General features: G+C 49.5%; 12 protein-coding genes and 1 pseudogene. 4 read left to right on the top strand and 9 right to left on the bottom strand.

The annotated features are described in order from the left end of the window. Positions 1 to 944 (top strand): IS630 family transposase (locus FE839_RS11200; RefSeq protein ID WP_138360899.1); only part of this gene is annotated, 944 nt, incomplete at its 5' end. 11 nt (positions 945 to 955) lie between these two features. Here FE839_RS11200 and FE839_RS24750 read toward each other — a convergent pair. The 9 genes and pseudogenes from FE839_RS24750 to FE839_RS25090 form a co-directional block, all read right to left on the bottom strand. Beyond that, a complete protein-coding gene (locus tag FE839_RS24750; RefSeq protein WP_179951936.1) occupies positions 956 to 1,624 on the bottom strand; it encodes a hypothetical protein in 669 nt (222 codons plus the stop codon). A 312-nt stretch (positions 1,625 to 1,936) separates the two neighbouring features. After that, the gene (locus FE839_RS11210; RefSeq protein ID WP_206665972.1) at positions 1,937 to 2,746 is read right to left on the bottom strand and encodes an SIR2 family protein; all 810 of its coding nucleotides are present in this window, start codon (positions 2,744 to 2,746) and stop codon (positions 1,937 to 1,939) included. A 318-nt stretch (positions 2,747 to 3,064) separates the two neighbouring features. Beyond that, positions 3,065 to 4,289: pseudogene (locus FE839_RS11215) on the bottom strand (tyrosine-type recombinase/integrase). 319 nt (positions 4,290 to 4,608) lie between these two features. Next, positions 4,609 to 5,973, bottom strand: a complete 1,365-nt coding sequence (gene mnmE, locus FE839_RS11220; protein WP_138360900.1) for a tRNA uridine-5-carboxymethylaminomethyl(34) synthesis GTPase MnmE — start codon at positions 5,971 to 5,973, stop codon at positions 4,609 to 4,611. A gap of 175 nt (positions 5,974 to 6,148) precedes the next feature. Next, positions 6,149 to 7,795 (bottom strand): membrane protein insertase YidC, encoded by a 1,647-nt coding sequence (gene yidC / locus FE839_RS11225; protein WP_138360901.1) that lies wholly within the window; start codon positions 7,793 to 7,795, stop codon positions 6,149 to 6,151. A 2-nt stretch (positions 7,796 to 7,797) separates the two neighbouring features. Further along, on the bottom strand, positions 7,798 to 8,055 hold the full coding sequence (gene yidD / locus FE839_RS11230) for a membrane protein insertion efficiency factor YidD (RefSeq protein WP_004871831.1): 258 nt from the start codon (positions 8,053 to 8,055) through the stop codon (positions 7,798 to 7,800). Beyond that, positions 8,019 to 8,378 (bottom strand): ribonuclease P protein component, encoded by a 360-nt coding sequence (gene rnpA / locus FE839_RS11235; RefSeq protein ID WP_138360902.1) that lies wholly within the window; start codon positions 8,376 to 8,378, stop codon positions 8,019 to 8,021. Before rnpA ends, yidD begins: the two co-directional genes overlap by 37 nt. 15 nt (positions 8,379 to 8,393) lie before the next feature. Further along, on the bottom strand, positions 8,394 to 8,534 hold the full coding sequence (gene rpmH / locus FE839_RS11240) for a 50S ribosomal protein L34 (RefSeq protein WP_000831330.1): 141 nt from the start codon (positions 8,532 to 8,534) through the stop codon (positions 8,394 to 8,396). A gap of 217 nt (positions 8,535 to 8,751) precedes the next feature. Continuing rightward, positions 8,752 to 8,832, bottom strand: coding sequence for a hypothetical protein (locus FE839_RS25090; RefSeq protein WP_421808458.1), 81 nt, complete (start codon positions 8,830 to 8,832; stop codon positions 8,752 to 8,754). A gap of 322 nt (positions 8,833 to 9,154) precedes the next feature. On the opposite strand from FE839_RS25090, the gene dnaA reads away from it, so the two are divergent. The 3 genes from dnaA (at position 9,155) to recF (ending at position 12,942) form a co-directional block, all read left to right on the top strand. Then, positions 9,155 to 10,555: a chromosomal replication initiator protein DnaA gene (gene dnaA, locus FE839_RS11245; RefSeq protein WP_138360903.1), complete on the top strand. Its 1,401-nt coding sequence runs from the start codon at positions 9,155 to 9,157 to the stop codon at positions 10,553 to 10,555. Between the two features lie 4 nt (positions 10,556 to 10,559). Beyond that, complete coding sequence (dnaN, locus tag FE839_RS11250) at positions 10,560 to 11,660, top strand: DNA polymerase III subunit beta (RefSeq protein ID WP_138360904.1); 1,101 nt, start codon at positions 10,560 to 10,562, stop codon at positions 11,658 to 11,660. Between the two features lie 208 nt (positions 11,661 to 11,868). Then, a complete protein-coding gene (recF, locus tag FE839_RS11255; protein WP_138360905.1) occupies positions 11,869 to 12,942 on the top strand; it encodes a DNA replication/repair protein RecF in 1,074 nt (357 codons plus the stop codon). Positions 12,943 to 12,952: the final 10 nt, after the last annotated feature.

A 12,952-nucleotide genomic window follows, 5' to 3' on the forward strand; every position in this document is an offset into this window, starting at 1 on the left:
GGCTAACGGCTATGCTGATGCTTCATCGGGGTGAACGGGTCAGCGATGTTGCCAGAACACTCTGTTGTGCCCGTTCATCCGTTGGTCGCTGGATTAACTGGTTTACGCACTCAGGTATTGAAGGCCTGAAATCCTTACCCGCAGGACGCTCCCGACGCTGGCCGTTCGAGCATATTTGTGCATTGCTGCGTGAGCTCGTTAAGCATTCTCCCGGCGATTTTGGTTATCAGCGTTCCCGCTGGAGTACCGAACTGCTGGCGATAAAAATCCGTGATGTCACCGGTTGTCCGCTACATGCTTCAACCATCCGGCGATGGTTACCTGCTGCCGGACTGGTATGGTGCAGAGCAGCGCCAACACTGCGTATCCGGGACCCGAATAAGGAAGAAAAAATGGCAGCGATTAATGTGGCGTTAGCCAGCTGTAGCACAGAACACCCGGTGTTTTACGAAGATGAAGTGGATATCCACCTCAATCCCAAAATCGGCGCTGACTGGCAGTTACGCGGGCAGCAAAAACGCGTTGTCACGCCGGGGCAGAATGAAAAGTACTATCTTGCCGGTGCGCTGCACAGTGGTACGGGCAAAGTCAGCTACGTGGGTGGAAACAGCAAAGGTTCATCATTATTTATCAGTATGTTAAAACATCTGAAGGCGACATACCGGCGGGCAAAATCGATAACGCTCATTGTCGATAACTACATCATCCACAAAAGCCGTGAAACGTTGCGCTGGCTGAAAGCAAACCCAAAGTTCAGAGTGATTTATCAGCCAGTTTACTCGCCGTGGGTCAATCATGTTGAACGGTTGTGGCAGGCGCTTCATGAAACAATAACCCGAAATCACCAGTGCCGTTCAATGTGGCAACTGTTGAAAAAGGTTCGTCACTTTATGGATACCGTCAGCCCATTCCCCGGTGGAAAGCATGGGCTGGCTAAAGTGTAGCGGTATTAGGATCAGTTATTTAGCTGAATTAACTCTTTTGTATTTCTAGGGCCAAACTTATTGCCCATTTTATCTCTTCGTAAATTACTTAACGTCTCTCCATTTTTAAGAATTGACAGGATTTTTAGCATCTCAAGTGTGAGGTGTTTGTTTGGATCGTTAAGTAAAATATCAATCTGTTTTAATGTGATGCTGGGAATGCTATCTGAATGGAATATATCATCAAAGATATCATCTTGAGATAATACTTCCTGTGTTGAGCTATCCTCTAAAAAATACATAATCTGTTCGAGTTTTTTCATTACTCCTTCTGAATATTCATGTATTTTAGATATTTCATATGTCTTAAATCGGTTTTCATCAAACCTATTACGAAGTATTACACCTGTTTCATGTAAACTTAACTCTGATAATTTGGTATGAATAAAACTAAATTCTTTAAAGTTCACACTTGAGGAATAAACGAAAAAAATATTATTATTTTGAACTCTGAATATATCACGAAGTTTTAGTAAATATGTAATTGCTTCTGCATCAATATTACTACGTATTTTATCAAAAATTATAAAATAAACGGATTCATTATGTACGCTTAATGTATATATTAACGACGCTAAGTTATGTCCTGAATCAGTTTTTACCTTGTCATCGACCTGACCTTTTGATATAATCTCAGACATATCGATTTTAATACATTTTATTATTCTGTGTTTTACGGTACTAATAAGAGAAGAAATGAACTCATAAAGTCCATAGCCTAATCCTGCTTCTATAAAAACAGCATGGGTCTCATTCAATGATTTTATAGAGCTATTTCTTTCTTTTTCTCTAATTTGATTGCAATATTCCCTTTCATCAGGGAAATAAAAATTAATGTCATCAAAATAAGTATCATCTGTTAATTTACTTGTTTTTTTTTAGGTTCTGATTTCGTTAATAGCTTATCAAAGATGATATTGCAATCAATGTTTTTAAAAAATTGAATTCGATCTCTACTTATTGCTGGTGTTAACTATATCAAATAGATCTTTAAAGTTTCTATCAATAACGCCATCTTCTTTCTCATAAAAACACCATGCTAGATTGTATTCAACTTTATCATCATTTACAATATTTGCTAATGTTCTCGTAAAACTATCTAACCAACCACTATAAGCTAACGCAATAACATGTTGTTCAGCCAAAAGTGTCCTTAGTGAAGCTTCAATTTTATCTCGTTTAGCTTCTAGCTGGTTTCGAGTATGCATGGTATCGCCTTTATTCCAAACACCATGAATATGAATAATATTTATTAAATCATTACTATTATCATTTATGTTTGAATCAGAAACTATACTTATGCTATTAAAACCAATGCCATCTTTTGTAAATTGTTCTTCAATTAATGTATCAAAATTAGTTGTGATGATGTTTTTTACTTTTATTTTGTTTTCTTTTATTGCATGAGAAAAATCTTTTATTGCTTTTGGAATTTTGTGCTCATTATTGTCACTATCATAGTTACTCATTATTACACGTCTAACTATCTCTTGTGTTGATGTTGCTCCTTTTATTGCTGACAAGTATGCAAATGATTCTTGGTAAATTTCTTTTTCATCTTTTCCTTTGATAAAATCATTATATCCATCCAATAGATCGTTTTCATCAGCGTAAGAGCGAATTATTTCTGCTACTTGCGAAACATTAGGAATACCTGCCCCGTCTTTTATGGCGCTAAAAGCCGAACCAAAAAGAAATGAAAGTTCACTACTTCCTTTTAATCTCTGTAACAGAATAGTATCTGAAAAAAACTGACGTTCCATGGAAATCCTTAGAAAAATTTTGTTTATGAGAGAGAACATAACTTACCTATTGATATTTTTGGCTAAACACTCTCGCTCATGCTATTTCACAAAAAATAATCCATCCGATGCTTTGTTTCATAGTGTCATAATCAAGATTATCTTATCTCAATTTTTCAGTTAGTTACTATGATTTTTTGTGTACATCCGTTTTTTACTACATCTAGACTTGTTGGATATAGGGGCATCACCAAGAATTGCTGCTGGTAACCGGATGATTTTAAATAAAATTAGATATTAACCATCTATAATATTTTGATTATCAATGTTTTTTGACGATTACTTCGTTGTTGACTCATAAGCCTTCCCAAACTTCCCGATAACCACCTTCCGCCCCTCCTCAATCTGCGCATCAACAAAGTCCGCCCAGGACTGAAGCATCTCCCGGCGCTGATTCAGGTATTCCGCACGGTTGTAGACACCGCGAACGCCGCCGATCTTATGCGCCAGGCATTTCTCTACCCAGTCGGAGTTGTAGCCTTGCTCATGGAGCAATGTGCTGGCAGTACGCCGGAAGTCATGAATAACAAAATCCCTGACGTTCAGATCCAGCGTACGCACTGCGCAGTTAAGCGTTGTTTTGGAGATCGGGCGTCGGTGGTCGTTTCGGCTGGGGAAGATGTATGGAGAATCTCCGGCCAGAAATTTTAGCTCTTCGAACATCGCCAGTGCCTGCTTTGACAGCGGAACAATATGCGGGTTATCCATCTTCATTCTTTCGCCGGGGATACGCCATTCCAGCGCGTTGAAGTTAACTTCACTCCATGTCGCTTCAATCAATTCCGATTTACGCACCATGCAGATGATTAGCAGGTGCAGGGCCAGCTTGTGGCGTCGATTCATGTTAGAGGTGTAGATTCCCCGTAGCAGGATGCCGATCTCTTCTGCGGTTAGCGCCACGTCACGGCTTGTTGCTTGTGCGATATAACGGGCCTTGATAGCGGCTGCCGGGTTGTTGAAGATGATTCCCCTGGAAATCGCATAGGCCAGCATGCGTTTAAGCACGTTTCGCGTCAGTAGCGCGACGTGATCTGAACCTTGTTGCTTGATGCGGTAAAGCATGACCTGAATGTGGGCAGTTGTGAGTTCTTCTAGTTCCAGTTTCCCGATGATGGGAATGATGTCCTTCTCGATAACGCGAGTGATGTTGCGCGGATCGCGGTTACTTTTTTCAACGATATCGGTCAGCCAGCGTTTGGCAAATGTTTTGACTGTCGTTGGGACTTTCTGTTTAAGTTTTTCTTCCTGCTTTTTCTGTGCGGGATTGATGCCATGGGCAACCATTGAGCGGCACTTTTCACGCCAAAGCTGCGCCTCTGCATGTGAGGAAGCTTGGTATTCGCCCAGAGAGTGATCTTTTGCGATTTATTGTCAAAGCGGTAGCGGAAACGCCAGATTTTTCGTCCGGTGGGAAGAACTTCAATCACCAACCCGTCATGATCGGCAAGTTGCCAGGGCGATTTTTGGGAGTCAGCGTGCGTAGTTTGGTATCTGAAAGTGCCATATCTCACCTCTACAGTGTGTCCATGAGCATCCTTTCTAATAGATTGTTTAATATTGAATTATTAACGCCTTCTTTTTCACTGTGTCCATGAGAAGGCAGGTTTGAGCGTTTTTTATACCGCTTTTGTGTCCATTTGATGTGATTTTTAGCTCAAAAAATGAACATTTATACATGAAGAATTTAAAGATGGGCACAATTCAGGACGCAAAAATCGCGGATGAATCCGCACGACTATGGACGAGTACAGAAAGTAAAAACCCGCATTAACGTACAGTTAATGCGGGTTAGTGAACGTTCACGTACGAGGATGGACTAAAACTTATTTACCAATACAGAAGCTGGAGAAAATCCGCCCCAGCAGGTCGTCGGAGGTAAACTCGCCGGTGATCTCGCTCAACGCCTGTTGCGACAATCTCAGCTCTTCCGCCAGCAGTTCTCCTGCCCACGCGCCCAGCAGCTGCGCTTTACCCTGTTGCAGATGCTCTGCTGCGTCGGACAGCGCCTGCAGATGACGACGGCGCGCCAGGAAGCCGCCTTCCATATTGGTTTCGAAGCCCATGCTCTGTTTAAGATGGTTGCGCAGTACGTCTACGCCCTCGCCGGTACGCGCGGAGAGACGCACAACTGAGTGGCCATTTACTTCGCTTAGCCCCAGCGTCTCGCCGGTAATATCCGCTTTATTACGCACGACGGTAATCGGCAAGTTCTTTGGTAAACGGGCGATAAAGTCCGGCCAGATATTCACCGGGTCGGTGGCTTCAGTCGTAGTGCCATCCACCATAAACAGCACGCGGTCAGCTTGTTCAATTTCCTGCCAGGCGCGTTCGATACCAATGCGTTCCACTTCGTCGTTCGCGTCGCGCAGACCGGCGGTATCAATGATATGCAGCGGCATACCGTCGATATGAATATGTTCGCGCAGCACGTCGCGAGTAGTGCCGGCAATATCGGTGACAATAGCCGCTTCACGGCCCGCCAGGGCGTTCAGCAGGCTCGATTTTCCGGCATTCGGGCGGCCGGCAATCACCACCTTCATCCCTTCGCGCAGCAGGCTGCCCTGGCGCGCTTCGGCGCGGACGGCGTCGAGATCGGCGATCACTTCGTTGAGCTGCGCTTCGATTTTGCCGTCGGAGAGGAAGTCGATCTCTTCGTCCGGAAAGTCTATGGCCGCTTCCACATAGATGCGCAGGTGAGTGAGCGCTTCCACAAGATGGTTAACGCGGGTGGAGAACGCCCCTTGCAACGAGTTCAGGGCGGATCGTGCCGCCTGTTCGGAGCTGGCGTCAATCAGGTCGGCAATGGCTTCCGCCTGCGCCAGGTCAAGCTTGTCGTTGAGAAACGCGCGCTCGGAAAATTCGCCGGGTCTGGCGATACGTACGCCCGGTAGCGTCAGAATGCGTTTCAGCAGCAGATCGAGGATTACGGGGCCGCCGTGTCCCTGTAGTTCCAGCACATCTTCGCCGGTAAAGGAGTTCGGGCCGGGGAACCACAGCGCAATCCCCTGATCCAGCACGCTGCCGTCGCCGTCTTTAAATGGCAGGTAGTCGGCATAGCGCGGCTTTGGCAATTTGCCCAGCACCGCCTGCGCGACGTCGTGCGCTTTCAGGCCTGAGATGCGCAGAATGCCCACTCCACCGCGTCCCGGAGGGGTGGCCTGGGCGACGATAGTGTCGTTATGGCTCATAATGACTCTCTATGTAAATGTAAAAAAGGCGGTCTGTTGACCGCCTTCTCTGGCATTTAATTTACCGTAGACTCTCAAAATAATTCACGTTGCAGGACAAAACGGCTAATCGTTTTGAACCGCAGACGCGCTGGCTACGAAGCCTGCGCATCTGCTACCTGAAGAACAAAGAGTATCAGGTTTTTTTCTTCTCACGGCTATGCAGGCCGCGTTTTTCCAGACCACGGTAAATCAGCTGCTGCTGAATAATGGTGACCAGGTTGCTGACGATATAGTAAACCACCAGACCAGACGGGAACCACAGGAAGAACACCGTGAAGATGACCGGCATAAAGGTCATGATCTTCTGCTGCATCGGATCGGTCACGGTGGTCGGGGACATCTTCTGAATGAAGAACATCGTCGCGCCCATGATGATCGGCAGGATGTAGTACGGGTCCTGTGCAGACAGGTCGTGGATCCACAGGATAAACGGCGCATGACGCAGTTCAACCGAGGCGCTCAGCATGTAGTACAGCGCAAGGAAGATAGGCATCTGGATAATCAGCGGGAAGCAGCCACCCAGCGGGTTAACCTTCTCCGCTTTATACAGCGCCATCATTTCCTGGCTTTGACGCTGTTTGTCGTCGCCCAGACGCTCGCGCATTGCCTGAATCTTCGGCTGCAGCATACGCATCTTCGCCATGGAGGTGTACTGCGCTTTAGTCAGCGGGTACATGATGCCACGAACGATGAAGGTGATAACGATGATGGAGAAGCCCCAGTTGCCGAGGAAGCTATGAATCCATTTCAGCAGTTTGAACAGCGGCTGAGAGATGAACCACAGCCAGCCGTAGTCAACGGTCAGATCAAGATGCGGCGCAACGGCGGCCATTTTATCCTGAATGGCCGGGCCAACCCACAGTACGCTATCCAGCTTATCGGTCTGGCCTGGCTGCACCAGGACCGGCTGCGATTTATAGCCGATAGCCACAAGACCGTTACCGAGGTTGGAGGTGTAGAAGCTGTTGGTACCGTTATTCTGCGGAACCCATGCGGTAGTAAAGTACTGCTGCAGCATGGCAACCCAACCGTTTTTGGTGCTGACGTTCAGGTTTTCGTTATCGAGAATGGTATCAAATTTGTATTTTTCGTATTTCGACTCGGAGGTTGAATACGCCGCACCACGGAAAGTGTGCATTGTCGTCAGGCCACCGGTCTGAGTGTCGCGATGGGTCGGCAGATTGGCGGTTTGTTTTAGTTGACCGAAAGTCGACACTTCCAGCGGTTTTTCGCTGGCGTTATGTACGCTGTAGCCAACGTTCACCGCATAGTCACCGCGCTTCAGGGTGAAGGTTTTAGTGAAAACGTTGCCTGATTTATCTGTGTACGTCAGTGGAATGACGATTTCGTTCTGGCCGTTAGCCAGCACAAACGCATCTTTATCGACGTTATACAGCGGACGTGGTCCGTTAGCCGGGTTGTCCGGGCCATCACGGCCGGTTAAACCGCTCTGTGCCTGATAGGTAAACTGCGGCGTGGTTTCCAGTAACTGGAACGGTTCAGTCGATTTCAGCTCTTTTGGATAATCCAGAAGCAGCGCTTGCTCAACATCTCCACCGCGGGTGTTAATGGTCAAATCAAGCACATCGGTTTTAACCGTAATCAGTTTCCCCTGGCCACTGGCCGGTACGCCCTGGTCGGCGGCGCTACCCGCTGCTGTGGTCGTTGTCTGCGTGGTCTGCTGCTGAGGCTGAGGATTGTTATCCTGCTCCCAGGCTTGCCAGATCATGAAAGACACGAACAACAAAGCGATGATAAGAAGATTGCGTTGCGAATCCATCGTTAGTGTTCTCTGGTATCAAATGGTCCAGGCGGGACGGGATCGTCACCACCAGGGTGTAAAGGGTGGCATTTTAATACGCGTTTCACCGTCAACCAACTGCCTTTTATCAATCCAAACCTGCGCAATGCCTCAATTCCGTATTGAGAACAGGTTGGCGTGAAACGACAGTGCGGCCCGAGTAGCGGACTAATCAGGCGTTGATAGACCCGAATCAGGCCTATCAGGACCCGCGAGCCAGGCGACAGTGGCGGCGCCATAATTTTTCCAACGCTTCCGAGAGAGCACGGTTATCGAGGTCGGCAACCCCTTTCTTTGCCACCACCACGAAATCCATCGGCGGGAGTTCGTGTTGACGTAAACGGAAGCTTTCACGCGTCAGACGTTTAATCCGGTTGCGTTCATGCGCGCGCTTAACGTTTTTCTTGGCGACCGTAAGACCGATGCGGGGATGCCCCAGCGAATTTTGGCGGCCGAGGATGGTGATTTGCGGCGTGCCAGCCCGTAATGGCTGCTGGAAGACGAAAGTGAAATGATTGGGAGTTAACAAACGTAACTCCCTGGGAAATGCGAGCTTAACCACTCAGGGTTAGCTTTATTACTTGGAAACGGTCAGACGAGCACGGCCTTTAGCACGACGACGTGCCAGAACCTGACGACCATTTTTAGTAGCCATACGAGCACGGAAGCCGTGAGAACGGTTGCGCTTCAGTACAGACGGTTGAAAAGTGCGTTTCATGGCGATTTCTACCTAAACTTGAATAATTTCACTGACTTTCACGTAAACCCGAACAAACTTTGCACGGCCTACGCCTCAGCGTGGGTGATTAAAGAGGCCGGATTGTAATAATTGTACACTCCGGAGTCAATTCTCTTTCCTTATTTCTCGCACCTTGCCGCACAAAAAATAAGCGATGACGCGTTGCGGAAAACGGTATTACGCGCCGGGTGGGGGATTATACGGCGTGATGAGTAAAGCGCAAGGATCGCAAAGGATCTTCGTTAGATCGATTAAGTCCAAAACGCGCGCAGGTCATTAATTTTTCCAATATGCGGCTGAAATCGTACTCTACTCCAGCCAGGATCGATTACACTTACCGGGCTTCGATCCTTCCTGTGGATAAATCGGGAAGAATCTGTTGAGAAACACAAGATCTCTTTCTCAGTTTAGGCTATGATCCCCGGTCCCGATCGGGATCCAGGGATCCGCATCGGGTAACAACCGCAAATAGCGGTTCGCACGTCACCCCTTTTGTGCAGGGGCTTTTCGGCTATGCAGGGTCTTGTCGACGTGTGCCAACAATCATGATTGTTTCAGTTTCTCTTTGTATATCGATTTTTGTTCGAGTGGAGTCCGCCGTGTCACTTTCGCTTTGGCAGCAGTGTCTTGCCCGATTGCAGGATGAGTTACCAGCCACAGAATTCAGTATGTGGATACGCCCTTTGCAGGCGGAATTGAGCGATAACACGCTGGCACTGTATGCGCCAAACCGTTTTGTGCTCGATTGGGTAAGGGATAAATACCTCAATAATATCAATGGGCTCCTCAATGATTTTTGTGGTGCGGATGCCCCGCAGCTGCGTTTTGAAGTCGGCGCTAAGCCTGCTGTTCAACCGCAGAGAGGCACGGTGAGCGTTGCGGCAGCCGCGCCTGCCGCGCAGATCCAGACGACGCGCGTTGAGCCAACTATCGTGCGGTCTGGCTGGGATAACGTCCCGGCGCCGGCAGAGCCGACCTATCGCTCCAATGTTAATGTAAAGCATACGTTTGATAACTTCGTCGAAGGTAAATCTAACCAGCTGGCGCGCGCGGCGGCACGCCAGGTTGCCGATAACCCAGGCGGGGCATACAACCCACTGTTCCTTTATGGCGGCACCGGTCTGGGGAAAACCCACCTGTTGCACGCAGTCGGTAATGGCATCGTGGCGCGCAAACCCAACGCGAAAGTGGTCTATATGCACTCTGAGCGCTTTGTGCAGGACATGGTAAAAGCCCTGCAAAATAACGCGATTGAAGAGTTTAAACGCTACTACCGTTCCGTTGATGCCCTGTTGATCGATGATATTCAATTCTTTGCGAATAAAGAGCGTTCGCAGGAGGAGTTTTTCCACACCTTTAATGCCCTGCTGGAAGGTAATCAGCAGATCATTCTGACGTCGGATCGTTATCCGAAAGAGATCAACGGCGTTGAGGATCGTCTGAAATCACGCTTCGGCTGGGGGCTGACGGTGGCGATTGAACCGCCAGAGCTGGAAACCCGCGTGGCAATCCTGATGAAAAAAGCTGACGAAAACGACATTCGCCTGCCCGGCGAGGTGGCGTTCTTTATTGCTAAGCGACTACGCTCTAATGTGCGTGAGCTTGAAGGGGCGCTGAACCGCGTGATCGCCAACGCCAACTTTACCGGCCGGGCGATTACCATCGATTTCGTGCGTGAAGCGCTGCGCGATCTGCTGGCTTTACAGGAAAAACTGGTCACCATCGACAATATTCAGAAGACGGTGGCGGAGTATTACAAAATTAAAATCGCGGATCTGCTTTCCAAGCGTCGATCTCGCTCGGTGGCGCGTCCTCGCCAGATGGCGATGGCGCTGGCAAAAGAGCTGACCAACCACAGTTTGCCGGAAATTGGCGATGCGTTTGGCGGTCGCGACCATACCACCGTCCTGCACGCCTGTCGTAAGATTGAGCAACTGCGTGAAGAAAGCCACGATATCAAAGAAGATTTCTCTAATTTAATCAGAACATTATCCTCGTGACGCTATGAAATTTACCGTAGAACGTGAACATTTATTAAAACCACTGCAACAGGTCAGTGGTCCGTTAGGTGGTCGTCCGACGCTACCGATTCTCGGCAACCTGCTGCTGCAGGTTACCGATGGCGCGCTGTCGCTGACCGGTACCGATCTGGAAATGGAAATGGTCGCGCGCGTTGCGCTGATTCAACCGCATGAAGCGGGGGCGACGACCGTTCCGGCGCGTAAATTTTTTGATATTTGCCGCGGTTTGCCGGAAGGTGCGGAAATCGCGGTGCAGCTGGAAGGCGAGCGGATGCTGGTGCGCTCCGGGCGTAGTCGTTTCTCGCTTTCCACGCTGCCTGCAGCAGACTTCCCGAATCTTGACGACTGGCAGAGCGAAGTGGAATTCACCCTGCCGCAGGCGACAATGAAGCGTCTGATCGAAGCAACCCAGTTCTCAATGGCGCATCAGGACGTGCGTTACTACTTAAACGGCATGCTGTTTGAAACCGAAGGGAGCGAACTGCGCACTGTCGCGACCGATGGGCACCGTCTGGCGGTCTGTTCGATGCCGCTGGAAGAGTCGCTGCCGAATCATTCGGTGATCGTGCCGCGTAAAGGGGTGATTGAACTGATGCGTATGCTTGATGGCGGTGAGACGCCGCTGCGCGTACAAATCGGCAGCAATAATATTCGTGCCCACGTCGGCGATTTTATCTTTACATCGAAGCTGGTTGATGGCCGTTTCCCGGATTATCGTCGCGTATTGCCGAAAAATCCGGACAAACACCTTGATGCGGGCTGCGATATTCTCAAACAGGCTTTTGCCCGCGCGGCGATTCTCTCCAACGAGAAATTTCGCGGTGTGCGCCTGTACGTCAGTGAAAATCAGCTGAAAATCACCGCCAACAACCCGGAACAGGAAGAAGCGGAAGAGATTCTGGACGTCACCTATGCCGGCGCTGAGATGGAGATCGGCTTTAACGTCAGCTACGTGCTGGACGTGCTGAACGCGCTGAAGTGCGAGAATGTGCGTATTCTGCTGACGGACTCGGTATCAAGCGTGCAGATTGAGGATGCGGCATCGCAATCCGCAGCCTACGTCGTCATGCCTATGAGATTGTAGAATCTGCAAAGGGGCTGGTTTACTTGCCATTTCGCCTTCCGGCAGTGCTCGACAAAACGCTATGCGTTTTGGACGTCTGTAAGACGGTCCGAAGGACGAGCGGAGCGAGCAAATGCTCACGTACTTCGTGTACGCTCCGCTTTCTGCGCGCTGGCGGTAGACGAACTGGCTGCGACACCCACGCCCCTTGAATGATGACGAGCTGACTATGTCGCTATCCCGACTGCTAATCAAAGATTTCCGTAATATCGAAAATGCGGATCTCGCTTTATCCCCCGGCTTTAACTTCCTGGTTGGCGCAAACGGTAGCGGCAAAACCAGCGTGCTGGAGGCCATCTATACGCTCGGCCACGGTCGGGCGTTTCGCAGTTTGCAGATTGGTCGGGTGATCCGTCACGAGCAGCCGTCCTTTGTTCTCCACGGTCGTTTGCAGGGCGAGGAGCGTGAAGTTTCCATCGGCCTGACCAAGGATAAGCTGGGCGACAGCAAAGTGCGCATCGACGGCACCGACGGCCATAAAGTGGCGGAGCTGGCGCACCTGATGCCGATGCAGCTCATCACGCCTGAGGGCTTTACTTTACTCAACGGCGGCCCCAAATACAGAAGAGCGTTCCTTGACTGGGGATGCTTTCACAATGAAGCCGGGTTCTTCACCGCCTGGAGCAACCTGAAGCGGCTGGTAAAGCAGCGCAACGCCGCGCTGCGTCAGGTCAGCCGCTATGCCCAACTGCGGCCCTGGGATCTGGAACTGATCCCGCTGGCGGAACAAATCAGCCGCTGGCGCGCCGAATACAGCGCCGCTATCGTCGACGACATGGCGGACACCTGTCGGCAGTTTTTACCGGAGTTCGCTCTCACCTTTTCTTTCCAGCGCGGCTGGGAGAAAGAAACGGATTATGCCGAGGTGCTGGAGAAGAATTTCGAGCGTGATCGTATGTTAACCTACACCGCCCATGGCCCGCACAAAGCGGATTTCCGCATTCGTGCTGACGGTGCGCCGGTGGAAGATACTTTATCGCGTGGGCAGCTTAAACTGCTGATGTGCGCTTTACGACTGGCGCAAGGCGAGTTTCTGACTCGCGAGAGCGGGCGGCGTTGCCTGTACCTGATAGATGATTTTGCCTCGGAACTTGATGACGCGCGGCGCGGGCTGCTGGCCAGCCGTTTAAAAGCCACGCAGTCGCAGGTTTTCGTCAGCGCCATTAGCGCTGAGCACGTTATGGACATGTCCGATGAAAATTCGAAGATGTTTACCGTGGAAAAGGGTAAAATAGCGGATTAACCTAAGATGA

Origin of the sequence: Klebsiella indica (assembly GCF_005860775.1) — a bacterium.
Taxonomy (GTDB): Bacteria; Pseudomonadota; Gammaproteobacteria; order Enterobacterales; family Enterobacteriaceae; genus Klebsiella; species Klebsiella indica.

Bases quoted from the DNA above. Each gene is read 5' to 3' on its own strand.
- FE839_RS24750 (WP_179951936.1), bottom strand. From the start codon at position 1,624: ATGTCTGAGATTATATCAAAAGGTCAGGTCGATGACAAGGTAAAAACT.
- FE839_RS11210 (WP_206665972.1), bottom strand. From the start codon at position 2,746: ATGGAACGTCAGTTTTTTTCAGATACTATTCTGTTACAGAGATTAAAA.
- mnmE (WP_138360900.1), bottom strand. From the start codon at position 5,973: ATGAGCCATAACGACACTATCGTCGCCCAGGCCACCCCTCCGGGACGC.
- yidC (WP_138360901.1), bottom strand. From the start codon at position 7,795: ATGGATTCGCAACGCAATCTTCTTATCATCGCTTTGTTGTTCGTGTCT.
- yidD (WP_004871831.1), bottom strand. From the start codon at position 8,055: ATGGCGCCGCCACTGTCGCCTGGCTCGCGGGTCCTGATAGGCCTGATT.
- rpmH (WP_000831330.1), bottom strand. From the start codon at position 8,534: ATGAAACGCACTTTTCAACCGTCTGTACTGAAGCGCAACCGTTCTCAC.
- FE839_RS25090 (WP_421808458.1), bottom strand. From the start codon at position 8,832: ATGACCTGCGCGCGTTTTGGACTTAATCGATCTAACGAAGATCCTTTG.
- dnaN (WP_138360904.1), top strand. From the start codon at position 10,560: ATGAAATTTACCGTAGAACGTGAACATTTATTAAAACCACTGCAACAG.
- recF (WP_138360905.1), top strand. From the start codon at position 11,869: ATGTCGCTATCCCGACTGCTAATCAAAGATTTCCGTAATATCGAAAAT.